The following is a 24,535-nucleotide window of genomic DNA, read 5'->3' as shown; positions in this document are numbered from 1 at the left end:
CTCTCCTAGGACAGACGCACGCGCGGGTCGATGAACGCGTACGCCGCATCCACGACGATGTTGAAAACCAGGATCAGGGCGGCGCTGAAGATCATCACGCCCATCACCATCGGCAGGTCGAGGGTGGTGACCGAGTCGACCGCCAGCCGGCCGAGTCCCGCCAGCTGGAAGGTGAACTCGGTGATCATCGCGCCGCCGAACAGCGAGCCCAGGTCCACGCCGAGGATGGTGACGATCGGGATCAGCGAACCGCGCCAGGCGTACCGCAGGAAGACGTAACGCGCCGGCATGCCCTTCGCCTTGGCGGTGCGGACGTGCTCCTCCTGGAGCTGCTCGATCATCGTCGAGCGGGCCATACGGGTGTACTGCGCGGTGAAGATCGTCGCCATCACCAGCCACGGGATCAGCAGGCCCATGAACCAGCCGATCGGATCGCTGGTGAGGTTCACGTACGCCGGAGCGGCCATGATGCCGCTGTAGACGAAGATGCCCAGCACGACGGGGCCGAGGATGTAGATCTGCACCGAGCTGAGGATCATCGACAGACTCGTGACCGTCTTGTCCAGCAGCGAGCCGCGCTTCCAGGCGGCGAGCAGGCCGGCGCCCACGCCGATCACCAGGAAGGCCACGACACCGCCGAAGGCCAGCGACGCGGTGAGGGGCAGCCGGTCCATCATCGTGGACCAGACGTCCTGCTTGGTGGCGAAGGAGTAGCCGAAGCAGGGGGCGTTGCAGTGGCCGAGGGTGAAGTCGCGGCCCGCGAAGATCCCGACGAGGAAGTGCCAGTACTGGACGGGCACGGGCTGGTCCAGGCCCAGGTTCTTGTGGATGAGCGCGACGTTGTCGGCGGTGCAGTTCTTGCCGCACGCCATGAGCGCGGGATCACCGACGGAGAAGAAGACGAAGAAGGTGAAGGCGCTCAGCAGGAGGAGGATGACGACCGCGCCGAGCGTCCGGCGAAGTAGGAAGGGAAGCATGACAGTTCGCTGCTCTCAGGACGGCGGCTGCAGTGGGGTGAGGGGTGGCGGGAAGGCCCCGGAGTGCGCGCCCCGCCTTGCGCGCGCACTCCGGAATGCCTTCGGCTGTGTGCTGCTTACTTCTTACTTCTTGACGAACAGCGTGTTCACGTCGAGGTAGTTGGTGTCCGTGTTGTAGCGGATACCGCCGATCTTCGAGCCGTACAGCTGGAGCGACTTGACGAAGAACACCGGGGCGGCCGGGTTGACCTGCTCCACGATGTAGTGGTGGAGCTTCTGCCACTCCGCGGTCTGCTTCTGCACGTCCGGGATCTGCCGGATGCGGTCGATCTCCTGGCTGATCTTCGGGTCACGGACGTGCGAGTAGTTGGAGGCACCGTCCGCGATGATGCGGCCGTCGTAGGACGGCGGGATCACCGTGGAGGCGTCCGGCCAGTCCTGGCCCCAGCCGGTCAGGTAGACGTCGAAGCCGTTGTCGACCTTGCCCATCTGCTGGTACCAGGAGGAGGAGTCGACCTCCTTCTTCTGCACGTCGAAGCCGGCCTTGGTCAGCCCGTCGGCGATGGCGACGGACTCCTTCTGCCGGATCTCGGTGTTGGCGTAGGCGTAGACGAGCTTCATGCCCACCTTGCCGGCTTCCTTCAGGAGCTGCTTGGCCTTCTCCGGGTCGCCGTTGGGCTTCTTCAGCTTGCCGTAGGGGTCGTAGCCCTTCTCGTAGCCCGCGACGGTCGGGGAGAGCAGACCGCCGGCGACCTCACCGCCGTAGCTGCCGCCCTCGATCCGGACGACCTGCTGGCTCGGCATCGCGTAGGTGATCGCGTCACGGATCCGCTTGTCCTTGATGCGGTCCATGTTCATGTTCAGCTGCCAGACATAGGGCTGGTAGCCCTGCACCAGGCGCTTGCTGGCGCTGGGATCGCTCAGCACCTGCTTGGTCAGCGTCGGCTCCACGGCGTTGGTGAAGCTGACGGCGGTCTGGTCCTCGCCCTTGTCGGCCATCAGCCGCTTGGTGGAGTCGGAGAACTGGTGGTTGAAGGAGATGTTGTAGCCGTCGACGTACTGGTGGCGCGCCGGGTCGGTCTTGGGGTCCCAGCTCGGGTTCTTCACCAGTGCCATGGACTTGCCGGACTTGAACGACGCGATCTTGTACGGACCGCTGGTGACCGGCGCGACGTCGTAGCTGTCCTTGGTGTCCTTGGCGCTGTCCGGGACGGCGCTGTAGCCCGCCATCGCCAGCGCGTAGGGCAGCTGCGTCTGCGGCACCTTGAAGTGGAAGATGACGGTCTTGCCGTCCGGGGTGTCCAGGACGGACTTGGGCAGGTGGTCGCCCTTGTACGGGCCGTCCGGCAGTGCCTTGCGGTAGGTCGTGCCGTCGCCCGACAGCCACTGCTGGATGTAGGTCGGACCCTCGGTGATGAACGGCGCGTACATCCGCTCGATGGAGTGCCGGATGTCCTTCGAGGTGATCGGCGTGCCGTCCTCGAACTTGATGCCGTCCTTGAGCGTGTACGTCCAGGTCTTGCCGCCGTCGGACATCTTTCCGGCGTCGGTGGCGAGGTCGCCGACGAGGGTCTTGTTGCCCTTGTCGTCCTGCGTGTACGTGGTCAGGCCACGGAAGATCAACTTGGCCAGGTCGCCCACGTCGCTGACGTACATCTGGGCCGGGTCCAGGTGGTTGTAGCTGTCGCGCTGGTAGACGGTGATGGTGCCACCGTTCTGCGCGCCCGCCACCGCGGCCGCGGGGCCGTTGGACTGCGCCGCGGTGCCGAGCGGCACCACCTTGGACTGGGAGGCCGCGTCCTTGTCGGTCTGCGCGTCGTCCTTGCCCGAACGGCTGCCGCCGCTGCAACCGGTGAGCGCGAGCGAACCGGCCGCCAGGGCCACGATCACCGCGCGGGTTCTACGCGTGGAGAGTGTGTTCATGAGGATCCAAGCACCTGCCTGTCAGTCGTTGTCCCGATGTGCTGTCTGACTCCGGTGCGCCACCGGCGCGGGGGTGACAGCTGCCCCCGTCAAGAGGGCGATCAGCGCCCGGACTTGGGGTCGAACGCGTCCCGGACCGAGTCCCCGAGCAGGTTGAAGCAGAGCACGAAGATCACCATCGCGGCGCCGGGGAAGAGGAGGAAGGTCGGGTCGTTCTCGTAGATCTGGCCGGCCGTTTTGAACAGCCGACCCCAGTCGGGGGTGGGGTCCACGATGCCGACGCCCATGAAAGACAGGCCGGCCTCCGCCGTCACGAACAGCGGGAGCATGTAGGTGCTTTGCACCAGGATCGGGGTCACCACGTTCGGCAGCAGCTCCTTGGTGATGATCCGCCAAGGGGAGGCACCGGTGATCCTCGCGGCCTCGACGAAGTCCCGCTCCCGTAGGGACATCACCTGTCCGCGCAGCAGACGGGCCAGACCCATCCAGCCCAGCGCCCACTGCACGAGGATCAGCGCGATCACGCGGATATAGGTGGGGGTCTCGTCGCCCGGCGCCACGAAGACCGCGATCACCGCGGGCATGAACGCCACGAACGTCAGCTGGCTGGGGAAGGCGAGCAGGAAGTCGATCAGCCGGCCGACCCAGTAGTCGGTCTTGCCGCCCAGGTAGCCCGCCGTGATGCCGATGATGGTGCCGGTGATGACCACCAGGATGGTGACCATGAGCGAGATGCCCAGCGAGGTCCGCATGCCGTACAGCAGGTTGGTGAACAGGTCGCGGCCGAGGCCCGGCTCGATGCCGAACCAGAAGTCGCCGGAAATGCCGCCGTTGGGCGCCGCCGGATAGCTGAACTCGTCCAGCAGACTGGGGTTGTCGCTGCCGTACAGCGTGTACGGGTTCTTGCCGTAGAGCGAGGCGATCACCGGGGCCAGGGCCGCGATGACGAAGAACGCGAGCACGATGATCGCGCAGATCATGCCGGTGCGGTCGCGCTTGAAGCGCGCCCACATCAATTGCCCGGGGGAACGGCCTACGAGCTCACCGCCCTTGCCCTTCTTTTCCTTCTTCAGACCCTTGGATGCAAGTCCCGGGGTATCGGGCTTGCCTGCCGCGGTCTGGGATGGACTAGTCATCGCGAAGTGCCCCCGCGCCGAGTTCTCTTGGAACGTGAAGCGGCACCGGTCGCACCGCTGGATGAGCGCGACTTTCGCAAGGGATTTACGGCGGAGTCAAGGGTAAGAGGTGCGCTCGTGCACAGGTCGTCCGCTTCTTGAGCGAAGATTGCGCAGATCGTCTCCCTCGCGTGCTTGACACGGGATTGTCATATACGGCATGAGGGACATATCGTTCCCAAGCGCCTTAACATGAAGGCAACTTGTCCGTCGCATCACCGATATACGGACGCTTCATGCTGAACAACGTACGGCCGTGCGGGTGCCGTAGGTCGGCCGGGAGGTGCCAGCGGCGCCCCGGCCGACCGCCGTTTTGTCGGTGTTTCGGGCCCCGATCCCCCCGTGTCTGTTGTCCGATGGACGAGATTGGTGTAGACCTTCGATAGCGCCTTCACGAATGCGGGGACGCGGTGGAGGCCGTGGGTCACCGACGCGATCGGGCCGTGTCGACGACATGTCCGCACGATGTCCGTCCATGACGTGCGTCGGGGCGCCGGTTCGCTACGCGGGTCCACGACGTGTGGTGGGGTGCCCGTCCACGATGCGGGTCCACGACGTGTGCTGGCGTGCCTGTTCACGATGCGGGGCGGGCGCGCGTCCGCGGTACGTGTCCACCCCGCGGTCGAGCCGCCTCCACCGCGGTGCGCTGGGGGCGTCGTCATGACGGGCCCGTTGGTCGCCGCCGGCGACCGGTGGCCCGGCCGCCGGCATCCACCGGGAGGCATCGCCGCCCGGCGCACGGTCCTCAGCGGATGCCCAACGACCTCTTGAGGAAGTCCACCTGGAGCAGCAGCAGGTTTTCCGCCACCTGCTCCTGGGACGCCATGTGCGTCACCCCCGACAGCGGCAGCACCTCGTGCGGCCGGCCGGCGGCCAGCAGCGCCGAGGAGAGCCGCAGGGAGTGCGCCACCACCACGTTGTCGTCGGCCAGGCCGTGCACGATCAGCATCGGACGGTGCGGTTCCGCCGCGCCGGACAACCCCTCGTCCGTCACCAGGGAGTTGAAGGCGTAGACCTCTGGCTCCTCGTCCGGGTGGCCGAGATACCGCTCCTGATAGTGGGTGTCGTACAGCCGCAGGTCGGTGACCGGCGCCCCGACCACCGCGGCGTGGAAGACCTCCGGCCGGCGCAGCGCCGCCATGCCCGCCAGATAGCCGCCGAACGACCACCCGCGGATCGCCACCCGTCCCAGATCCAGCGGGAAGGAACCGGCCAGCGCCTCCAGGGCGTGCACCTGGTCCTCCAGGGCCACCGGCCCGAGGTTCCGGGAGACCGCCTTCTCCCACGCGGGGGAGCGGCCCGGGGTGCCCCGGCCGTCCGCCACGATCACCGCGAAGCCCTGGTCGGCGAACCACTGGGAGGTCAGATGGGCGTTGTGCGCGGCGACCACCCGCTGGCCGTGCGGACCGCCGTAGGGGTCTAGCAGCACCGGTAGCGGACCGTCGCCCTCCGCATAGCCGGTCGGCAGCAGCACCGCGCACGGGATCCGGCGCTCACCGGCGAGCACCAGCCGCGGCCGGGCGGTGAGATGCGGCGTCTCGGCATACGAGCCGATGACGGCCAGCACCTTCTCGCCGCCGTCCGGATCCAGCCGCACCACCTCCGACCGGGCGCCCGGCCACTGCAACGACGCCTGGGTCAGTACCGTCAGCTCCCCGCCGCGCACCACGGAGGACACCGTCGGATACGGCCGCTCACCCACCCTCTCCCAGCCGCCCTGGTCCCCGCTGCCGCGGAACCACGCCCGATAGACCCCGATGTCGTGGGTGTCCGCGCCGCTCGCCGAGAACAGGACGTCGTCCTCGCCGATGTCCAGCACCGCCCGGACGTGCAGCGGCTCCCCGGTCAACGGCCGGTCGCCGACGAACAGCTTCCGGGCGCCGCCCTCGTCGGCGATCCGCACCAGCCGCCCGTCCGGCGTCCAGGCCGGCGCCCCCGGGAACGGCTCGACCCACGCGTCGTCCTGGTCCTCGTGCACCACGGTGGTCGCGCCGGTCTCCGGGTCGACCGTCAGATAGCGCTGGGCGCGCTGGTCCCGGGTCTGGACCAGCAGCAGCGGCGGACCGGCCGCCGACCAGTGCACGCGGGCCAGATAGGGGTAGTGCGCGGTGTCCCACCGGATGTCCGTCCGGGAGCCGTCCAGGCCGAACAGCGCCAGGGTGACCTCGGCATTGGCGCTGCCGGCCACCGGATACGGCACCCGCGCGGGCTCCCGGTCCGGGTGCGCCGGGTCGGCGATCCACCAGCGGGTCACCGGCGCGTCGTCGACCCGGGCGGCCAGCACCCGGTCTCCCTCCGGGGACCACCAGAAGCCCCGGTGGCGGTCCATCTCCTCGGCCGCGACGAACTCCGCCAGCCCCCAGGTGACATCGGGGCCGTCGGGCTCCGCCAACGCCCGGTCCGCGCCCGCGGCGCCGTCGCCGCCGCCGTCGGCCGCGACGACCCGCAGCGCGCCGTTCGCCACATAGGCCACATGGCGGCCGTCGGGGGACGGGCGGGGGTCCACCACCGGCCCCGCCGCGGGGAGTTCCCGGGTGGTGCCGGCCCGCAGCTCCGAGACGAAGAGCCGCCCCGACAGCGCGAAGGCGGCCAACTCCACGGCGGAGTCGACGGCGTAACCGACGATGCCCGCCGACCCCTCGCGGCTGCGCTCGCGGCGCGCCCGCTCCTCCGGGGGGAGCTCCTCGTCCGCGCCGGCCAGCAGGGCGTGCGGGTCCGCCGCGGTGAACTCCCCTCCACCGTCCAGATCGAGGACCCAGAGCTGCTGACTGCGGTCGGTGCCGGTGCGGGACCGGAGGAAGACGACGCGCGCGCCGTCGGGGGAGAGGGCGAAGTCGCGGGGCGTGCCGAGCGTGAAGCGCTGGGTGCGCGCGTAGTGCCGGGGGAAGGGCAGCTGTCCGGTCATGCCGCCGAGCCTACGGCGGGAGGGGCCCGGCGGTGCGGGACTGTGGAAAACGGCGTGCGCCCCCGTCGTGCTCCGGTGCACCGACTTATGCGCACGGACGGAAAGTTATGATCCCTTGCGCGGGGTGGGTACGGGGTAAAGAGCCCTTGGCATACCCGGGTACATGGCGCCGACCCGTCGGCTCCCGTACCGTCAACTCTGTCCGGACCGTGAGTACTTGGAGGTGAGCCGCCGTGGCACTCTCGATTTCGGCGGTGGTGCTGCTGGCGATCATCGTCTTCTTGCTGATCAGGAAGTCCGGGCTGAAGGCGGTGCATGCATTTGTCTGCATGCTGCTGGGCTTCTATCTGGCCAGCTCGTCCATCGCCCCGACGATCAAGACCCTGACGACCAATGTCGCGGGGATGCTCGGCGGTATCAAGTTCTGATCGCGACCCGGCGGTCTCGGGGGCCTGTCCGGAGGGTCCCCGTGGGCCCGCGGGGCCTGCTGTCGCACGTTCCCGACTGACGCGGGGAGAGGCTCGCGCCCCGCGTCGTCGCATCGCCCACGGACATCCGGTCCGCGCCCGGCGCCCCGCCCGGCACCGCGCGCCGCGGAGTGATCCACACCGGCCCACCGGGCGGACCCCGGGCCAACCCCCGGCCCCGCGCCTCCACGGGGCGCACGGGCGGCCGTCCCGATCGGCTGCGGAGGGTGCGGCGGGCGGCTCGTAGACACCTCACGCCTCTAAGCCGTCAAGCCGCCACTGCGAGTTGCGTGGGGAACGCGGCCTGTTCGTCGAACAGTTCGTGGTTCTGGATGCAGTGGTAGAGCTGGCCGATCATGCGGTTGAAGAGGTTGCGTTGGGCGGCGGCGTGCCAGTCTCCGTGATCGTCGCGGCGGCGTCGGTAGTGGGCTTTAGCGCCGGGGGAGGCGGTGATGGCGGCGAAGGCCCACAGGTAGCCGACGTGGTTGAGCCGGTCGTTTTTCACCCACCTTCGGGTGATGCTGGACTTCTTCCCTGACGCCCGGGTGACGGGTGAGGAGCCGGCGTATGCCTTCAGGCCGCGGGCGTCGGCGAAGCGTGTGCGGTCGTCTCCGATCTCGGCGAGCACCCGGGCGCCGAGCTGGACGCCGAGGCCAGGGAAGCTGAGGATCACCTCAGCGTCCGGGTGCTGGGGGAAAGCCTCCTCGACCGCCTTGGCGAGGTCGTCGGCGGCGGCGCAGGCAGCGTCTAACTGGCCCAGGAGGGCCAGCATCTGTTTGCCCAGCGCGTCCTCGACCAGCGGAGGCTGGTGGGCCCAGTCGGCGCGGAAGACCTCGCGGAGCCGCTCGGCGTCGGCTTCGATGCCGCGTTGGCGGCCGGCGCGTTTGAGCGCGGCGCACAGCTGGGCGCGTGTGAGCCGGGCGGCTCTGGCCGGGGTCGGGGCAGTTCTGAGGAGTTCGCGTGCTTCGGGGCGGCACAGGCCGTTGCGCCAGGGCTCGAAGGCGGCCAGGGCGGCTGGGTAGTACTCGCGAAGCAGGGACCTGAGCTGGTTGGAAAGCTGCTGTCGGTTCCAGATCGCGTCCTGCTGAGCGCGGGCTAGGACGGCGATGGCGCGGGCGAGGTCGGTGTCGTTGGGCAGTGGGCGGTGCACGACCATGTCGGTGCGGAGGATGTTCGCGAGGACCAGGGCGTCGCCGGGGTCGGACTTCTTTCGTGAGACGGCGTGCCTATCGCGGTAACGGGCTGCGGCCATCGGGTTGATGGCGAAGACCTGCCTCTTGCCCTGTCGTAGCACAGTCACCAGCAGCCCGCGCGAGGTCTCGATCGCCACCGGGATCGGATCGTCCTCGGTGTCGCCGTATTCGGCGAGCAGGTCCAGCAGGATCCTGTAGCCGACCGCGTCGTCGGTGATGTGGCGCTTGGCCAGCAGCTGGCCGGTGTCGTCGACGAGCGCCACGTCGTGTGTCTTCTCGGCCCAGTCGATTCCGCAGTAGATCAACTTCATTCCTCCCCTGGAAGTGGACGTTCGCGCTGGTTGCGAGCGCATGCGGGCCACGCAGCGACCTAATCCCAGGACTCGACCCACGGGCCGGTCCGCCACCTCACTAGCCGTTCGTGGCACCAGCTCACCCCACGGGCCTCGGTCTGTGCGGGAGCTCATGCGGCTCGGGCGTAACAAGAGGTCACCGTGCGATGGGCTCGCACCACAAACGCCAACGAGTAAGAACAAATCGGGTGGTGGCGGCTGCGAGGACGCCGAACGTCGCCGCTCTGGGTAAAGGCGTACGCGCCGGGTCATGAGAAGGCATCCGTCCGGCGCCCATGCAGCCGCCACCACCACGAGCACCAAGGCCGAGCACCGATCTACGAGGAGGCATTGCCTGCCCGGCTGTCCGAAGATGTCACGGCCCCACCGCTCGAACAGTTCCGAGGGATTTCGCCTTCCGGAACTGCCGCTAGCACCGGATTAGGCTGTCCGCATGACCTCCCACCCGTCGCCCGCCGCCACCCCGAGCGGAGCCGCTGCGCCGCGTGGCGCCGTGCCCGTTCCCTCTCGCCGCCTCCTCTTGGTGCACGCGCACCCGGACGACGAGTCGATCAACAACGGCGTCACCATGGCCAGATATGCCGCAGAGGGCGCGCTGGTCACCCTGGTGACCTGTACCCGCGGCGAGGAAGGCGAGGTCATCCCGCCCGAGCTCGCCCACCTGGCGCCGGACCGCGACGACACCCTGGGCCCCTACCGCGTCGGTGAACTGGCCGACGCGATGGCCGCCCTCGGGGTCGCCGACCACCGCTTCCTCGGCGGCCCGGGCCGCTACCGGGACTCCGGGATGATGGGCGCGCCCCAGAACGACCGGCCGGGCTGCTTCTGGCAGGCCCCCGTGGACGAGGCGGCGGCCCACCTGGTGGCGGTTATCCGCGAGGTCCGCCCCCAGGTCCTGGTCACCTATGACCCGAATGGCGGATACGGCCACCCCGACCACATCCAGGCCCACCGCGTGGCGATGCGGGCCGCGGAGCTGGCCGCGGAGGCGGACTTCCGCCCGGATCTCGGCGGCGCGTATGCGATCGAAAAGATTTACTGGAACTGCACCCCGCGCTCGGAGGTCGAGGCGGGCCTCGCCGCGGTGCGCGCGGCCGGGCACGGCTTCGCCGGGGTGGCGGCGGTGGACGACGTCCCGGGTGTGGTCCCGGACGACGCGGTCACCGCATCGCTCGCGGGCGCGGGCGCGTACGCGGATGCGAAGGCCGCGGCGATGCGCGCGCACGTGACGCAGATCGCGGTCGACGGGGCGTTCTTCGCGCTCTCCAACGCCCTGGGCCAGCCGCTGTTCGGCACCGAGCACTACCGGCTGGTCCACGGGGCGTCCGGCGCGGCCGACGGGGAACGCGAGGACGATCTCTTCGCGGGAATCGGGGAGTCGACGGATTTGGTGGGTATGGAGGAGAGTGCCCGAATTGAGGAGGCGGCGGAATGACGACGTCCAAGGGTGGCGGGGCCGCGGACAAGGGCGGCGCCGGTAACGGCGGCGACGCGGAGAGGGCGGAGAAGGCGAGCAAGGCGGACAACGGGCGGCGGACGCGGGCGTCCGGCGGCGGCCCGGCCGCGGCGCGCGGTGGCGGTACCCCCGCGGCGCCGGCGGGCCGGCCCGCGCCGGGTGCACCGCTGACGCCGGGTCGGGTGGGCATGTACGCCCTGCTGCTGGTCACGGGCATCCTGCTCGCGTTCGCCGGAACGCTTCTCCAAGCGGCCTGGTTCCCGGGCGGATTGCTGCTGGCCCTGGCCGGCATGGTCGGCCTCTTCTACGGGGGCTCCCGGGCCACCGGGACCGTGGGCGGGGTGCTGGTGCCCGGCGCCGCCTGGCTGGTGACGGTGTTCCTGCTGCTCAGCGACGTCCGGCCGGAGGGCGATTTCCTGTTCGGGCCGGGTATCGGTTCGTACGCCTTCCTGCTGGGCGGCATCGTGATCGCTGTGATCTGCGCCACCGGGAGCCAGGTGCGCGCTACCGGCGTGTCCCCGGGCCGAGTTGGCGGATGACGTGGTTCATACCAGGACGGATGCTGCGCGGTTCCGGGTGACCGGCCGCGGTGCGGGGGCGGATCCCGGTGCGGCGGTCTTCCCGCGCACCCCGAGTGTCGGCCGGCAGCGGCCAGTATGGTGGTGCGCGCCGCCGCGCCGCCCTGGGGGCGCTTCCCCAGCTAACGCTGGGGGCTCCCCCACTCGGCCCGAGGCCGAGGATCATCTCTGACGAGCGGCGGAGCCAACCGGGAGAACCTGCTTTGAGTCGTGAATCTGACAGTTCGTCCTCCGGCCCCCGGGGCCGTGGCGGAGCCGTGTACCCGTCGGGGACACCGCCCTACGGCTCGCCCAGGGGAGAAACCGGCGAGACGCCGGTGCCCGGAGCCGCGGACCGGCCGGAGGAGCCCAAAACCGAGACCACGCTGACCACGCGGATCAAGATCAACATTCCGGGGTCCCGCCCCATCCCGCCGGTCGTCGTGCGCAAGCCCGTCGGTGAGGAGTCCGGCATGAACGCATCGGCTGCATCCGGCGGTTCCGCCGGCCCGTCCGGTTCCCCGGGGACGTCCGGTCCGGCCTTCGGCGGCGAACGGCCCGCCGAGCGCACGGCGGAGACGCCGCGGCCGGAGGCGACGGCGGACGAGGCACCCGCCGCTCCGAAGGAGAAGACGACCAGCGACTGGTTCTCGCCGCGCAAGTCGCAGGGCCAGGCCGGCGGGCAGCCGGCGGCGCCCGCCGCCGCCCCCGCGCCCGGGGCGACCGGCGGCAAGACCGCGCAGCGTCCGGACCTCCCGTACTTCTCGGACGCCCCGGCGGGCTCCGGGCCGGCCGCGCAGAGCCCCGGCACGCCCTTCGACGGTGCCCGCGGGCACGGCGGTTCGCCCTACGGGAGCGACCCGCTCGGTGGCGACCCCCTGGGCAGCGACCCGTTGGCCGGCGACCCCCTGGGCGGCGACCCCCTGGGTGGTGGCCCCCTCGGGAGCGCTCCCCTCGGGAACGACCCGCTGGGCAGCGACCCGTTGGGCGGCGACCCCCTCGGGGCCGATCCGCTGACCGGGCCCTCCCCGTTCGATGGTGGTCCGCGGGGCGAGGCGTCCCCGTTCGACGGTGGCCCGCGCGGCGGCTCGCCGTTCGACGCCCCGGCGCAGCCGGCCCGCGACCGCAACCCGTTCGACGCCCCGGCGGGCGGCGCCGCCCCCACCGGCCCGACGACCGGCCCGGCGCGCGGCGACTCGGCGCTCGACCTCCCGCCCGGATTCAGCGACCCCAGCGCCGGCAAGAGCGCCGCGGGCCGGATGAGCGACGACACCGCCGAACTCACCCCGCAGCCGTCGGCGCCACCCGGCGGCCTCGGCGTCACCGGCGGCATCACGGGCGGCCGCAAGGACAAGGGCGCCGGGACCGGCCCCAAGGGCGGCCCGAAGAGCGGCGGCCCCGGTGGCCGGGTGTCCGGCGACACCCTTGTCAGCGGGATCCCCAAGGTGCCCGGGGGGACCGGGCCGGCCGCCGCCACCCCGTTCGCCGGGGTGTCCGGTGGCGACGAGGAGAGCGCCGCCCCCAAGCCGCGGCCCAAGATCCCCGAGCCGATCAAGCCGCCCAAGAAGGGCCGCAACAAGCTGGTGCTCATCGGCGTCGCCGTCGTCGTCCTGGCCGGCGTCGCCTACGGCGCCGGGCTGCTGCTCGACCACGCCGACGTCCCCAACAACACCACCGCGCTCGGCGTGGACATCGGCGGCAGCTCCAAGGACGACGCGGTCAAGAAGCTGGAGACCGCCCTCAAGGACCGCCGCACCGCGCCGCTCAAGATCACCGTTGACGGCCGGACCGAGACCCTGCTGCCGGCCCGGGCGGGCCTGGACATCGACCTGCAGGCGACGGTCCGCAACGCCTCCGGCCGGGACTACAACCCGGTCTCCGTCGTCGGCTCGCTCTTCGGCGTCAAGCGCACCGCCCAGCCCGCGGTGATCACCGACAAGGAGAAGCTGGCGGTCGCGCTCCAGGGGCTGACCGGGCCGGCGGACGTGGCGGCGGACGGCGGGATCACGTTCGAGAACGGCAAGGCGGTGCCGCACTACGGCGCGCCGCACAAGGCGATCGACGCCGCGGCCTCCGAGAGCAAGATCACCGACGCCTACCTCGACCGTGTCAGCACCGGCAGCGACACCCCCGTGGTGCTCGCCGCCACCACCCAGCAGCCCAAGGTCGACAAGGCCGCGGTGGACAAGGCCCTCAAGCAGTTCGCCGAGCCGGCGATGTCCGGGCTGATCACGGTCCGGACGGACCCCCAGCACGCGGTCTCCTTCAGCCCGCAGAAGTCCATCCCGAAGTTCCTGTCCTTCAAGATCATCAGTGGCCAGCTGGTGCCGTTCTACGACCGGCCGGCGCTCAAGGAGCTCTACGGCAACACCTTCGACAGCGTCATGGTGACCAAGGGCGACGGCAGCAAGCACCCGGTCAGCGTCGAGGAGGTGGCCAGCGCGGTGGGCAGGGCACTGGTCGGCAAGACCCCCGCCGAGCGCGTGCAGACCATCGCGACCAACGGCAGCTGACGCCCGCGGTACCGCGCACCGGCCGCCGTAGAATACGGAAAGAGCAGGTCAGAGGCCCTCTGGGGCGAGTCCTCCGGGATTCCCCCTAGGGGGCCTCACCCATGACATCTGTCATGGCGATTCGCAGACGGTTGACACTGCCGCACGGTCCGACGATCCAGGAAGCTGAATGGCATGACGACGACAGCTACCACCACAGCCACCACCGCGCAGGACGCGGGACGGGCCCCGGTGGTCAGCTTCCAGGGGGTCAGCAAGAGTTACGGCGCGGTGCGCGCGGTGGCCGATCTGCACCTGGAGCTGCACCCCGGCGAGACCGTCGCACTCCTCGGCCCCAACGGCGCGGGCAAGTCCTCCACCCTCGACCTGCTCCTCGGCCTCCGCACCCCCGACGCCGGATCGGTGTCCCTGTTCGGCACCACTCCGCAGCGTGCCATACAGCAGGGCAAGGTCGGCGCGATGCTCCAGAGCGGCGGCCTCATGGAGGGCGTCAAGGTGCGCGAGCTGGTCCAGCTGGCCCGCGACCTGCACCCGCAGGGCTATCCGATGGACCAGATCCTGGCCAACGCCGGCATCACGGACATAGCCGACCGCCTGGTCGGCAAGCTCTCCGGCGGCCAGGAGCAGCGCGTGCGGTTCGCCCTCGCCACCGCCGGCGCCAACGACCTGATCGTGCTGGACGAGCCCACCACCGGCATGGACGTCTCCTCCCGGCAGACCTTCTGGGGCGCCATGCGCCGCCAGGCCCAGGAGGGCCGCACGGTCCTCTTCGCCACGCACTACCTCGAAGAGGCCGACGAGATCGCCGACCGGGTGATCGTGCTGCACCGCGGCCGGGTGCTGGCCGACGGCACCTCCGCCGAGATCAAGGCCCGCGCCGGCGCCCGCCGGATCAACTTCGACCTGACCGAGCCGGCCGACCGCGCCGCGCTGGAGGCGCTGCCGCACCTCACCGCGCTGACGGTGTCCGCCAGCGGCTCCGGGAGCACCGTCCGCATCCAGTCCCAGGACGCCGACGCGACCGTGCACGCCCTCTACGGCCTCGGTCTCTACCCGCGCAACCTCGAAGTCTCCGGCCTCGGCCTGGAGCAGGCGTTCATCGCCATCACCACCGCCGAGGAGGCGGCCCGATGACCACTCTGATCAAGCTTGAGATCATCCGCGCGCTGCGGAACAAGAAGTTCATGTTCTTCTCGGTGATCTACCCGCCGGCGCTCTACCTGATCATCGCCGGCGGCGCGGACAGCAAGCCGATCCCCGGCACGGGGCTCAACATGGGCCTGTACTACATGGTCTCGATGGCCGCGTTCGGCGCCATGACCGCCGTCCTGCTGGGCAACAGCGAGCGCATCGCCAAGGAACGCGAGCAGGGCTGGGTGCGCCAGCTGCGGCTGACCGCACTGCCCGGCCGCGGCTACGTCGCCGCGAAGATAGCCGCCGCGGCGACGGTCAGCCTGCCCTCGATCCTGCTGGTCATGATCGCCGCCGCGACGGTCAAGGGCGTCCGCCTCGAAGCCTGGCAGTGGATCGCCATCGCCGTCGGCACCTGGCTCGGCAGCTTCGTCTTCGCCGCCCTGGGCGTCGCCATCGGCTATCTGGCCAGCGGCGACGCGGTCCGCCCGATCTCCATGCTCTGCTTCTTCGCTCTGGCCTTCCTCGGCGGCCTGTGGATGCCGATGACGCTGCTGCCGCAGTGGGTGCAGAACATCTCCGAGTGGCTCCCGACGCACGCCTACGCCGCGCTGGGCACCGCCGTCGAGGCCGGCGGCGCGCCGCACGTCAAGGACATGGCGATCCTGCTCGGCTACCTCCTCCTCTTCGTGGGCGGTGCGGCCTGGCTGTATCGCAAGGACACTCGGAAGGCATGAGACCGGTGGAGACGAAGAGCGCGTTCGACGACCGGAACTCGGTGCTGATCGGACAGCGGCCGCGCAGCCGTCGGCAGGCCCTGCGCAAGGCGATGTGGATCGCCATGTGGCTGCTCTACCTCGCCGGCCCGGTGGGGGAGCTGACCGGCCACGGCTTCAGCACCGCCCAGCGGACCTGGGGCATCACCGGTCTCGCGCTCTTCGTCCTCGCCTACTGCGTCCTGGTCTTCCGCCACGTGTGGCACCGCCCGCCCGTCTCGCAGCGCTACACCCCGCTGGCGGTGATGCTGGCGCTGGCCGTCGCCCTGACCTGGACGCTGGGCGCCACCTGGCTGGTGCTGTTCATCTTCACCAGCGTGGCCTCCGCCGTGGTGCTGCCCTGGCAGCGCTCCCGCTGGGCCATACCGCTCGTCACCGCGGTGGTGATCGTCGTAGGCGCCCGCTATCCGGAGATACGCGGCTACTACCTCTTCGCGTACGCCCTGCCCGCCCTCGGCAGCGGCTTCGTCATGGTCGGCGTGCAGAACCTGATCCGCACCACCCAGGAGCTCCGCGCCGCCCGGGAGGAGGTCGCCCGCCTCGCCGCCAACGAGGAACGGCTGCGGCTCGCCCGCGATCTGCACGACCTCCTGGGCCACTCGCTCTCCCTGATAACGCTCAAGAGCGAGCTGGCCGGGCGGATGCTGCCCGGCCGCCCCGAGGACGCCGCCAAGCAGGTCGCCGACATCGAACAGGTCAGCCGGCAGGCCCTGGTCGACGTCCGCGAGGCGGTCACCGGCTACCGCCGCCCCCGCCTCGCCGTGGAGCTGGCCGGCGCCCGCGCCGCGCTGCGCACCGCCGACATCACGCTGACCGTCGATCCGGCCCTGGGGGACGAGCCGCGCGGACTGACCGCCGACACCGAGGGCGCCCTGGCCTGGGCGCTACGCGAGGCGGTCACCAACGTCGTCCGGCACAGCGGCGCCGGCCGCTGCGCACTGCTGCTCACCGAGGAGTGGGAGGCCGACGACCGCCACTACGTCTGCCTCACGGTGAGCGACGACGGGGACGGCCCGCCCCGCACCCAGCACGACGGCAACGGCCTGGCCGGCCTCCGCGAGCGGCTGGCACTCGCCGACGGCCGTCTGGAGACCGGCCAGCCCCGCGGGTCGCGGGGCTTCACCCTGCGCGCGTACGTCCCCAGGAGCACTCCCGCCGCGTCCCCCGACGACCCGATACCCGTGCCGGACACGGCTCCCGGAGCGGCGAACGGTTCGCTCTAGGGCCTGTCGTCAAACTCCCGCCTGCCTCGCGACGCCTGGCACGCACTCCCCCACGCCTTAGGGGACCCCCATGCTGCGTTGTCGGGCTCATCCCGGTACGCCCGGTACCGGGATGACCCTCCGCCTTGAGATCGCACGCACCAGACGCCGCGAGGCCCGCCCTCCGGGCGAACGACGGGAGTTTGACGACAGGCCCTAGCGGGGTGTGTCCGGCGGACTCGGGGTCTGGCCCCGGGCCCAGGGCGGCCGGGCCCTTCCTCGCCGCTCCCGCCCGCTTTCCCCGCGCCGACTGCGGGCCGCCGCGTCGGTGCCAGGTCGTAAGCTGACCCGCATGATCAGACTGCTGCTGGCGGAGGACCAGTCGATGGTCCGGGAGGCGCTGGCAGCGCTGCTGTCCCTGGAGGACGACCTGGAGGTCGTCGCCCAGGCGGCGCGCGGCGACGAGGTCGTCGGGCAGGCGCGGGCCCACGAGGTCGATGTCGCGCTGCTGGACATCGAGATGCCGGGCCTGAGCGGACTGGACGCCGCCGCCCTGCTGCGCGCGGAGCTGCCCGACGTGAAAGTCGTCATCCTCACCACCTTCGGCCGCCCCGGCTATCTGCGCCGGGCCATGGAGGCGGGCGCGGACGCCTTCCTGGTCAAGGACGCCCCGGCGGCCCGGCTCGCGGAGGCGGTGCGCCGGGTGCTGCGCGGGGAGCGGGTCATCGACCCGGTGCTGGCGGCGGCCGCGCTGGCCGACGGCGCCAGCCCGCTGACCGACCGCGAGCGCGAGGTGCTCCGGGCCGCCGCCGACGGCTCCACCAACGCCGAGATCGCCGCCGCCCTGCACCTGTCCCAGGGCACGGTCCGCAACTACCTCTCGCTCGCCATCCAGAAGACCGGCGCCCGCAACCGCGCCGAGGCGGTCCGCACCGCCCGCGACAAGGGCTGGCTTTAGGGCCTGTCGTCAAACTCCCGTCGTCCGGCCGGAGGGCGGGCCGGGCGACGACCGGCAGACGGGAGTTTGGCGACAGGCCCTAGCTCTGTCCGACGGGGCCTGGCCGCGGTCCCGGCCGATCGCACCGTCGGCGCCGTGTCCAGGACCTTCACCGGTGCGCGGCCGGACCTTCGCCCCTGTGCGGGCTCGCGGAACGTCCCGCAGGCTTGAAGTGTCATGCCAGCCCATCGCCCCGCCGAGGGTGGCCTCCTCACCCCCGTGCTGCTGATCCTCGCCATCCTGATCGTCGCGACCGTGGACGCGACGACCGGCCCGGAGCTGCACATCTCCGCCTTCATGGGCATCGCCCCGCTGGTCGCCGCGCTGCGCTGCTCCTACCGCCGGACGCTGCTGGTGGCCGTGGTCTACGTCGTCTGCCTCACCTACGTCGATCTGCTGACGGTGCCCGACTGGGCCCCGGCCAGCCGGGTCGTCGGCGTCTTCGGCGCGTTCCTGGTGGGCGTCTTCGCCCTGGTGCTGTGCCGTACCCGACTCCAGCGCGAGGCGCTGCACGCCCGCACCACCCTGGTGGCCGACACCGTGCAGCGGGCGATGCTGCGCGAGCTGCCGCTGCGCGCCGGACCGCTGGAGGCGTACGGCTTCTATGTGTCCGCCCAGGAGGGCGCCCGGGTCGGCGGCGACATCTACGAGGCCGTCGACACCCCGCACGGGCTGCGGCTGATGATCGGCGACGTCCAGGGCAAGGGCATGCCGGCGATCGGCGCGGGGCTGGAGGTGCTGGCGTCGTTCCGCGAGGCGGCGCAGTACCAGGAGTCGCTGGAGGGCGTGGCCGGCCGGATGGAGCAGGCGCTGACCCGCTACAACGCCCGCTCCGCCAAGGAGGGCGCCGACGAGCGCTTCGTCACCGCACTGCTGCTGGAGGTCCGCGCGCCCGGCCGGGCCCGGCTCCTGTCCTGCGGCCACATCCCGTACTACGTGGTGCGGGACGGCATCGTCCAGGAGCGCTCCGACGGCGAGGGCGGGCTCCCCCTGGGGCTGGGCGGACTCAGCCGCGAGCCGCGCCGGAGCGTCCGCATCCAGCACGAACCCCACGACTGGGTGGTGCTGTGCACGGACGGCGTCACCGAGGCCCGCGGCGGTGACGGCCGCTTCTACCCGCTGGCCGAGCGGCTCACCGCCTGGGTCGACCTGGAGCCGGTCGAGCTGGCCCGCACCCTCCGTGCCGACCTGGAGCACTTCACCGGCGGCGATCTGAAGGACGACGCCACGCTGCTGGTCGTCCGCCGTGCCCCGGCGGAGCAGACCGCGCCGGCGCCGGCCCGGACCGCGGCGGCCTGACCGGGCCCGGCCCCGTCGAGCCCTCAGTTCAGCCGGGCCCGGGCCGCCCCGGCCTCCCGGCGCAGCGCGGTCGCCGCGGCCGGCTGGACCGGCTCCAGCACCCGCGCGTACTCCTCAAGCTCGGCCGCCCCGGCCAGGAACTCGCCCCGCTGGACGAGGAGTTGGGCGCGTTCATGGCGCAGTTGCGCCGGATGGCTGGGCAGCAGCAGCGACAGGTCCAGCGCCCACAGATGGACCGCGCTGTGCTCCGGCCGGGCCTGGGCCCAGGCCCGGATGTTGTTGAGGATCCGCTGGACGATCTCCAATGGGCCGGCCGGGGTCAGCATCCCCGGGGTCAGCGCCTCACCGGTCGCCCCCGCGACGATCATCGCCGCGTCCTGGTCGGTGAGCGGCCGCCCGCCCTCGAACGGATCCGCCAGCACATGCCGCCCGGCCGGATCCCCGAGGCCGACGACGAAGTGGCCCGGCAGCGCCACCCCGTACACCGGCGCCCCGGCCCGCCGGGCGACCTCCAGCCAGACCACCGACAGCAGGATCGGCAGCCCGTGGCGCCGCCGCAGCACCTCGTGCAGCAGCGACGACTCCAGCCGGCGGTAGGCGCCGGGCGAGCCCACGAAGCCCTCCCGGCTGCCCAGCAGCTCGGCGAGGTTCCGGGCCCAGGCGCCGGGGCCGCCGGCGGGGGAGTGCGGCAGCAGACCGGCCAGCCGGTCCAGTTCGATCTGGGCCGCGTCGACACCGGCCTCGTCCAGGCCGGGATCGGCTTCGGCGCCGATCAGCAGGCACAGCAGCGCGAGGTCGGGCCGCTCCTCGCGGGCCGCCGCCGCGAACTGCCGCCGCCGCTCGTCGCGCGCCGTGTCCCGCTCGGGCCCCGGTTCCCCGCGCTCCGCTCGCTCACCCATACCGGACGGATACCCCCTCAGGCCCCGGCCCCGCCGCCCGCCGGGCCGCGTCGATAGTGATAGCCGTGGTGCTCGACGAACCCCAGCCCGTCGTAGAGCGCCCGGCCGCCGGCGTTGTCCGCCTCGACCTGGAGGTACGCCGCCGAGGCGCCCTCGGTCAGGGCCCGCTCGGCGAGCGCCGCCATCACCAGTGTCGCCAGTCCCTCGCGCCGCCGCTCGGGCGCGGTCTCCACCGCGGCGAACCCCGCCCAGCGCCCGTCGACGGCCAGCCGTCCGATCGCCGCGGTGCCGCCGTCCGGCGCCGGCACCCGTGCGAACCACACCGAGGGGCCGCCGGTCAGCACCGCCAACCCCGTCGCCGTGGCCGCCCCGGTCCGGTTGTACAGGCCCAGCCAGCCGTCGTCCGGCTGCCGGGAGAGCAGTACGCCCGAGGTGTCCGCCTCGGTGTCCGCGAGCGGCGCCAGCGCCGCGATCCGCACGGAGGTGTGCGCCTCGTCGCGCCACCCGCGCTCGGCGAGCGCCGCGGCCAGCCGCTCGTCGGCGTCCGCCCGCCCGGTGGCGACGGAGACCAGGGCGGGCAGTCCGCGATCGGCGTACCACCGGGTGACCCGGTCCAGCGCCTCGTCCAAGGGGACGCCGGGGTCGCCGAGCGGCAGCACGGAGTTGGCGCGGCGGGTGAAGCCGGTCCGCTCCGGGCCGCCGGGAGCGCCCGCCGCGTGTGCCGTCTCCTGGACGGACGCCCGCAACGTCCACGCACCGAGACGCTCTGTCTCAACGGCAGGCCACCCGCGGGCGGCCACCTCCTGGAGCTCCCGCACCGTGGCCGCCGGGACCTTCCGGCGGGCCGGCGCAGCCGGGACAACCTTGGCCGCTACCAGCGAAGACTCCTCGACCCGCACGGATCCGCCGTCCCGCCGTGTGATGCTCAGCACACCGTCGTCCCATGATGTGAGAACGCCGATCGCGTCGGTGAACGCGGGCTCCCCGGCCGGAGCCCCGGTCAAGCGCCGGACGGATACCCTTTTGCCCACGTCGGCACGGGTGATCCGGACCTCCGCGCGCCCGCCGGAGAGGAATTCCATTGATCTCCAACCGCCCCTCTTGTTCGTCTCGTGCCCGGGAACGGAGATACTAGGTGGCGGGCATCGACGACGCCGCGCTCCCGCGCGCCCAGCGGCGGTACCGCCGATCGGTCCGCCGGCCCTACCGAGGAGGAACGACAGCGTGACCTACGTCATCGCGCAGCCTTGTGTCGACGTCAAGGACAAGGCATGCATCGAGGAGTGCCCCGTCGACTGCATCTACGAGGGCTCCCGGTCCTTGTACATCCACCCGGACGAATGCGTCGACTGTGGTGCCTGTGAGCCGGTCTGCCCGGTGGAGGCGATCTTCTACGAGGACGACACTCCGGAGGAGTGGAAGGACTACTACAAGGCGAACGTGGAGTTCTTCGACGAGCTCGGTTCCCCGGGTGGTGCCAGCAAGCTCGGCCTGATCGAGCGCGACCACCCGTTCATCGCCGCGCTGCCGCCGCAGAACCAGGACCACTGACACCCCGGAGGGCGGAGCGGAGCCGGCCGGCTCCTCCCGTGCCTCCGAGGCCGCCGGGGAGAGCCCCGGCATGAGCTGGGGAAGGCCATACGGCGCCGCCCGGTCCCGTACGGCCCACCCGCTGTACGGGACCGAGGCGTTTTCGCGCGCCGACGTCCCCCGCGCCACCCCGTACGAGAAAGAGAGCACCGTGGGCGCAGTCTCCTCCCGCCACCCGTCAGGCGCGACCCTCCGCGACCGCCTGCCCGCCTTCCCGTGGGACCGCCTGGAGCCGTACAAGGCGACCGCCGCCGCCCATGCGGACGGCATCGTCGACCTCTCCGTCGGCACCCCGGTCGACCCGGTGCCCGCGCTGGTCCAGCGCGCGCTCACCGACGCGGTGGACAGCCCCGGCTATCCCACGGTGTGGGGCACGACCGCCCTCCGGGACGCGCTCACCGGCTGGGCCGCCGACCGCCTCGGCGCCCCCGACCTGGCGCACACCAACGTGCTGCCGGTCGTCGGCTCCAAGGAACTCGTCGCCTGGCTGCCGACCCAGCTGGGCCTGGGCCCCGGCGACAAGGTGGCCTACCCGCGGCTGGCCTACCCCACCTACGAGGTCGGCGCCCGCCTGGCCGGCGCCGAGCCGGTCGTCTACGACGCCGAGACGTTCGCATCGTCCGACGCGGGCATCGACCTGGACCCGACCGGCCTGAAGCTGCTCTGGCTCAACTCCCCGTCCAACCCCACCGGTCAGGTGCTCACCGTCGACGAGCTGCGCCGCACCGTCGCCTGGGCCCGCGAGCACGGCGTCCTGGTCTTCAGCGACGAGTGCTACCTCGAACTGGGCTGGGACGCCGAGCCGGTCTCCGTCCTGCACCCGGACGTCTGCGATGGCTCCTACGAGGGCATCGTCGCCGTCCACTCGCTGTCCAAGCGCTCCAACCTCGCCGGCTACCGCTCCGCGTTCCTGCTCGGCGACGCCGCGGTCCTCGACGACCTGCTCCAGATCCGCAAGCACGGCGGGATGATGGTGGCCGCGCCGGTCCAGGCCGCCACCGTCGCGGCGCTCGGCGACAGCGTGCACGTCGCCGAGCAGCGCGAGCGCTACGCCGGCCGCCGCACCGCGCTGCGCACCGCCTTCGAGGCCGCGGGCTTCCGCATCGAGCACAGCGAGGCGTCGCTCTACCTCTGGGCGACCCGCGACGAGCCCTGCTGGGACACCGTCGGCGACCTCGCCAAGCGCGGCATCCTGGTCGCCCCCGGCGACTTCTACGGCACCGCGGGGGAGCGGTTCGTCCGGATCGCCTTCACCGCCACCGACGAGCGGGTGGCCGCCGCGGTGCGCCGCCTGACCGCATGAGCCGCTGAACCACCGCACGCACGGGGGCCCGGGGAGAGCAGTTCCCCGGGCCCCTGCAGCGTCGTGCGGAAGATCAGTTGGAGTGGGTGCTGGTGCCGATCGGGAGCCCGCCGATCAGGCCGTGGACCGGCGTGCGCGGCTCCTGGGGGGCGCCCACGAGGTGCTTGACCGCCTCGCCGGCCAGCGAGTTGGTCGACATGCCCTTCTTCGCGACCGGACGGGCCACGTCCTCCGCCTGACGGGCGGTCTCCTGGGTCAGCGGCGCGGCCTCCTCGACGATCGGGGCCAGCGTCCGGACCAGCGCGGGGGCGAGGGTGCGCGCGGCCTCGTCGCCGGTCTTGTTGACCAGGCCGACGCCGGTCCGTGCGGCGCCGTCCAGGGTCTTGGCGGTGTTCGCGGAGTCCACGGTGGTCAGTCCGCCCAGCTCGTTGCCCTGAGGCGGCAGGTTCACAGCGTTCGCGGATCCGGCCGCGGCGACCACGGGAGCGGTGCCCGCCGCGACCAGCAGGGCGGCTCGGGCGATCCGACGCGTAACGGGGAGGGACATGGTGCTCCTTTTACGGAGAAGAACTCGTACTTCTGACAGATGTGCCATGTCCGCCGGGCGGACGGACGCCCTGAATACCGCGTCAGGTGCCCGAAGGTTGCGGTGAAATCCGGTAAAGAATTGGCAACGTGTCACATAATCTGCCCTCGATAAATACGAGGAATGTGTGCGCGCGCCGAAGCCGTGCGGAAAGGTCACAGACCTCTAAACGCAAGGGAATTGGCCGAGGATACGGTCGCAACCAGGTGAAATCCCGGACCAGGAAAGGACATTGCCGCCGCGCCACCCGTCGGCGACGTCAACCACGGTCCCCCGATGGGTCGGTGGACTACTGCGCGGTGACGATCCGCACCGCGCCCGCGGCGTCCCCGGCCGCCGCCGCGCCCTGCCAGCCCTTGTCCGAGTCGGCCGCCGTCCACGTCCGCCCGGCGTACGAGATCCGCTCGATGTGCAGGTCGGTGGCGTGCGCCAGCGCCCAGTTCGCCAGCTGCCAACCACGCTGGCCGGCATCGCCCGGGGCCGTCGCCTGGTACCCGTCCGACTGCACCGGCACCGTCAGACTGCGGCCGGAGCCCGCCGCCCGCCCGCCGGCCGCGTCCGTCCGCGGCAGCACGTCCGCGCCGAACTCCCGCACCAGCTTCTCCCGCACCTTCGCCGCGCCGTCCGGCCCGGCGCCGTCCACGGGGTGGCTCACCGTGCAGCTCAGCACGTCCCCGTTCCGGCCGGTCAGCGCCCCGGTGAGCAGTGCCGCATTCGCCTCGTGCTTGGCGTACGCCTGCGGATAGCCGCTGCGCTGCACCTTCTGTGCGGCAACGGTCAACGGCAGCCGGGAATAGCCGGGGACTTTCACCAGATGGCGGTAGAACTCCCCGGACGAATAGACCGGGTCCATGATCTGTTGCACGGTGCCCCAGTCCTGCGACGGCCGCTGCTGGAATAGCCCCACCGAATCCCGGTCGCCGAAATTGATGTTGCGCAGCCCGGACTCCTGCATCGCGGTCGCCAGCGCGATCGTCACCGCCCGCTCCGGCAGCCCGCGCGAGGCCGCCACCGCCGAGATCGTCGCGGCGTTCGCGGCCTGCTCGGGGGTGAGCTCGTACGGGTCCCCGCCGCCCTGGACACGCACCGAACAGCGCGGCGCCCCGGGGCCGCTGGTGACGTACTGCACCAGGAGATACACGACCACCCCCAGAAGGACGGCGACCGCCGCGGCGGTACGCCACAGGCGGGCGCGGCGGGCAGGGGAAACGGGCTGGGCGGACACGCAGCACA

General features: G+C 71.7%; 20 protein-coding genes. 11 read left to right on the top strand and 9 right to left on the bottom strand.

All coding sequences use genetic code 11. The features are described 5' to 3' along the window. Positions 1 to 5: 5 nt before the first annotated feature. From MOV08_RS15715 to MOV08_RS15700, 4 genes are all read right to left on the bottom strand, one after another. Positions 6 to 977 carry an ABC transporter permease gene (locus MOV08_RS15715; protein WP_039633093.1) on the bottom strand — a complete coding sequence of 324 codons (972 nt, stop codon included), beginning with the start codon at positions 975 to 977 and terminating at the stop codon, positions 6 to 8. Between the two features lie 123 nt (positions 978 to 1,100). Then, positions 1,101 to 2,900, bottom strand: coding sequence for an ABC transporter substrate-binding protein (locus MOV08_RS15710; RefSeq protein WP_039633092.1), 1,800 nt, complete (start codon positions 2,898 to 2,900; stop codon positions 1,101 to 1,103). A 101-nt stretch (positions 2,901 to 3,001) separates the two neighbouring features. Continuing rightward, positions 3,002 to 4,036 carry an ABC transporter permease gene (locus MOV08_RS15705; protein ID WP_039633090.1) on the bottom strand — a complete coding sequence of 345 codons (1,035 nt, stop codon included), beginning with the start codon at positions 4,034 to 4,036 and terminating at the stop codon, positions 3,002 to 3,004. A gap of 784 nt (positions 4,037 to 4,820) precedes the next feature. Continuing rightward, positions 4,821 to 6,980, bottom strand: a complete 2,160-nt coding sequence (locus MOV08_RS15700; protein WP_275307796.1) for a S9 family peptidase — start codon at positions 6,978 to 6,980, stop codon at positions 4,821 to 4,823. Between the two features lie 233 nt (positions 6,981 to 7,213). Here MOV08_RS15700 and MOV08_RS15695 point away from each other — a divergent pair, with 233 nt between their 5' ends. After that, on the top strand, positions 7,214 to 7,408 hold the full coding sequence (locus tag MOV08_RS15695) for a hypothetical protein (protein ID WP_039633087.1): 195 nt from the start codon (positions 7,214 to 7,216) through the stop codon (positions 7,406 to 7,408). A 307-nt stretch (positions 7,409 to 7,715) separates the two neighbouring features. Here MOV08_RS15695 and MOV08_RS15690 read toward each other — a convergent pair whose 3' ends face one another. After that, positions 7,716 to 8,951, bottom strand: coding sequence for an IS110 family RNA-guided transposase (locus MOV08_RS15690; RefSeq protein WP_275307795.1), 1,236 nt, complete (start codon positions 8,949 to 8,951; stop codon positions 7,716 to 7,718). A gap of 475 nt (positions 8,952 to 9,426) precedes the next feature. Between MOV08_RS15690 and mshB the strand changes: the two genes are divergently transcribed. The 8 genes from mshB to MOV08_RS15650 all read left to right on the top strand — a co-directional run bounded on the left by mshB (position 9,427) and on the right by MOV08_RS15650 (position 18,924). Continuing rightward, entirely contained in the window at positions 9,427 to 10,428 is a 1,002-nt protein-coding gene (mshB, locus tag MOV08_RS15685) for an N-acetyl-1-D-myo-inositol-2-amino-2-deoxy-alpha-D-glucopyranoside deacetylase (protein WP_275307794.1), read from the top strand. Next, positions 10,425 to 10,988: a DUF6113 family protein gene (locus MOV08_RS15680; protein ID WP_275307793.1), complete on the top strand. Its 564-nt coding sequence runs from the start codon at positions 10,425 to 10,427 to the stop codon at positions 10,986 to 10,988. The genes mshB and MOV08_RS15680 overlap by 4 nt, the downstream gene beginning before the upstream one ends. Positions 10,989 to 11,230: 242 nt before the next feature. Beyond that, positions 11,231 to 13,519, top strand: a complete 2,289-nt coding sequence (locus MOV08_RS15675) for a hypothetical protein (RefSeq protein WP_420834161.1) — start codon at positions 11,231 to 11,233, stop codon at positions 13,517 to 13,519. 174 nt (positions 13,520 to 13,693) lie between these two features. Continuing rightward, on the top strand, positions 13,694 to 14,653 hold the full coding sequence (locus MOV08_RS15670; protein WP_275307791.1) for an ABC transporter ATP-binding protein: 960 nt from the start codon (positions 13,694 to 13,696) through the stop codon (positions 14,651 to 14,653). Beyond that, complete coding sequence (locus MOV08_RS15665) at positions 14,650 to 15,387, top strand: ABC transporter permease (RefSeq protein ID WP_039633077.1); 738 nt, start codon at positions 14,650 to 14,652, stop codon at positions 15,385 to 15,387. Before MOV08_RS15670 ends, MOV08_RS15665 begins: the two co-directional genes overlap by 4 nt. Beyond that, a complete protein-coding gene (locus MOV08_RS15660) occupies positions 15,384 to 16,649 on the top strand; it encodes an ATP-binding protein (RefSeq protein WP_275307790.1) in 1,266 nt (421 codons plus the stop codon). Before MOV08_RS15665 ends, MOV08_RS15660 begins: the two co-directional genes overlap by 4 nt. A gap of 331 nt (positions 16,650 to 16,980) precedes the next feature. After that, positions 16,981 to 17,586 (top strand): response regulator transcription factor, encoded by a 606-nt coding sequence (locus tag MOV08_RS15655; RefSeq protein WP_180990357.1) that lies wholly within the window; start codon positions 16,981 to 16,983, stop codon positions 17,584 to 17,586. Positions 17,587 to 17,802: 216 nt separating this feature from the next. After that, the gene (locus MOV08_RS15650; protein ID WP_275307789.1) at positions 17,803 to 18,924 is read left to right on the top strand and encodes a PP2C family protein-serine/threonine phosphatase; all 1,122 of its coding nucleotides are present in this window, start codon (positions 17,803 to 17,805) and stop codon (positions 18,922 to 18,924) included. A gap of 23 nt (positions 18,925 to 18,947) precedes the next feature. Here MOV08_RS15650 and MOV08_RS15645 read toward each other — a convergent pair whose 3' ends face one another. Both MOV08_RS15645 and MOV08_RS15640 read right to left on the bottom strand, forming a co-directional pair. Continuing rightward, positions 18,948 to 19,823 carry a transglutaminase family protein gene (locus MOV08_RS15645; protein ID WP_039633071.1) on the bottom strand — a complete coding sequence of 292 codons (876 nt, stop codon included), beginning with the start codon at positions 19,821 to 19,823 and terminating at the stop codon, positions 18,948 to 18,950. A gap of 17 nt (positions 19,824 to 19,840) precedes the next feature. Then, positions 19,841 to 20,905, bottom strand: coding sequence for a GNAT family N-acetyltransferase (locus tag MOV08_RS15640; RefSeq protein ID WP_275307788.1), 1,065 nt, complete (start codon positions 20,903 to 20,905; stop codon positions 19,841 to 19,843). Positions 20,906 to 21,047: 142 nt separating this feature from the next. On the opposite strand from MOV08_RS15640, the gene fdxA reads away from it, so the two are divergent. Both fdxA and dapC read left to right on the top strand, forming a co-directional pair. Continuing rightward, on the top strand, positions 21,048 to 21,374 hold the full coding sequence (gene fdxA / locus MOV08_RS15635) for a ferredoxin (RefSeq protein ID WP_016573354.1): 327 nt from the start codon (positions 21,048 to 21,050) through the stop codon (positions 21,372 to 21,374). Positions 21,375 to 21,564: 190 nt separating this feature from the next. Continuing rightward, the gene (gene dapC / locus MOV08_RS15630; RefSeq protein ID WP_275311789.1) at positions 21,565 to 22,716 is read left to right on the top strand and encodes a succinyldiaminopimelate transaminase; all 1,152 of its coding nucleotides are present in this window, start codon (positions 21,565 to 21,567) and stop codon (positions 22,714 to 22,716) included. Between the two features lie 73 nt (positions 22,717 to 22,789). On the opposite strand, the gene MOV08_RS15625 is transcribed toward dapC, so the two are convergent. Both MOV08_RS15625 and MOV08_RS15620 read right to left on the bottom strand, forming a co-directional pair. Continuing rightward, a complete protein-coding gene (locus MOV08_RS15625) occupies positions 22,790 to 23,263 on the bottom strand; it encodes a hypothetical protein (protein ID WP_039633065.1) in 474 nt (157 codons plus the stop codon). Between the two features lie 328 nt (positions 23,264 to 23,591). Continuing rightward, the gene (locus tag MOV08_RS15620) at positions 23,592 to 24,527 is read right to left on the bottom strand and encodes a VldE C-terminal domain-containing protein (protein WP_039640888.1); all 936 of its coding nucleotides are present in this window, start codon (positions 24,525 to 24,527) and stop codon (positions 23,592 to 23,594) included. Between the last annotated feature and the right edge of the window lie 8 nt (positions 24,528 to 24,535).

This window comes from Streptomyces yunnanensis (assembly GCF_029011865.1).
Taxonomy (GTDB): Bacteria; Actinomycetota; Actinomycetes; order Streptomycetales; family Streptomycetaceae; genus Streptomyces; species Streptomyces yunnanensis.
This window is presented reverse-complemented; position numbering and strand designations above follow the sequence as displayed.

Bases quoted from the DNA above. Each gene is read 5' to 3' on its own strand.
- MOV08_RS15715 (WP_039633093.1), bottom strand. From the start codon at position 977: ATGCTTCCCTTCCTACTTCGCCGGACGCTCGGCGCGGTCGTCATCCTC.
- MOV08_RS15710 (WP_039633092.1), bottom strand. From the start codon at position 2,900: ATGAACACACTCTCCACGCGTAGAACCCGCGCGGTGATCGTGGCCCTG.
- MOV08_RS15705 (WP_039633090.1), bottom strand. From the start codon at position 4,036: ATGACTAGTCCATCCCAGACCGCGGCAGGCAAGCCCGATACCCCGGGA.
- MOV08_RS15700 (WP_275307796.1), bottom strand. From the start codon at position 6,980: ATGACCGGACAGCTGCCCTTCCCCCGGCACTACGCGCGCACCCAGCGC.
- MOV08_RS15690 (WP_275307795.1), bottom strand. From the start codon at position 8,951: ATGAAGTTGATCTACTGCGGAATCGACTGGGCCGAGAAGACACACGAC.
- mshB (WP_275307794.1), top strand. From the start codon at position 9,427: ATGACCTCCCACCCGTCGCCCGCCGCCACCCCGAGCGGAGCCGCTGCG.
- MOV08_RS15680 (WP_275307793.1), top strand. From the start codon at position 10,425: ATGACGACGTCCAAGGGTGGCGGGGCCGCGGACAAGGGCGGCGCCGGT.
- MOV08_RS15670 (WP_275307791.1), top strand. From the start codon at position 13,694: ATGACGACGACAGCTACCACCACAGCCACCACCGCGCAGGACGCGGGA.
- MOV08_RS15665 (WP_039633077.1), top strand. From the start codon at position 14,650: ATGACCACTCTGATCAAGCTTGAGATCATCCGCGCGCTGCGGAACAAG.
- MOV08_RS15660 (WP_275307790.1), top strand. From the start codon at position 15,384: ATGAGACCGGTGGAGACGAAGAGCGCGTTCGACGACCGGAACTCGGTG.
- MOV08_RS15655 (WP_180990357.1), top strand. From the start codon at position 16,981: ATGATCAGACTGCTGCTGGCGGAGGACCAGTCGATGGTCCGGGAGGCG.
- MOV08_RS15650 (WP_275307789.1), top strand. From the start codon at position 17,803: ATGCCAGCCCATCGCCCCGCCGAGGGTGGCCTCCTCACCCCCGTGCTG.
- MOV08_RS15645 (WP_039633071.1), bottom strand. From the start codon at position 19,823: ATGGGTGAGCGAGCGGAGCGCGGGGAACCGGGGCCCGAGCGGGACACG.
- MOV08_RS15640 (WP_275307788.1), bottom strand. From the start codon at position 20,905: ATGGAATTCCTCTCCGGCGGGCGCGCGGAGGTCCGGATCACCCGTGCC.
- MOV08_RS15625 (WP_039633065.1), bottom strand. From the start codon at position 23,263: ATGTCCCTCCCCGTTACGCGTCGGATCGCCCGAGCCGCCCTGCTGGTC.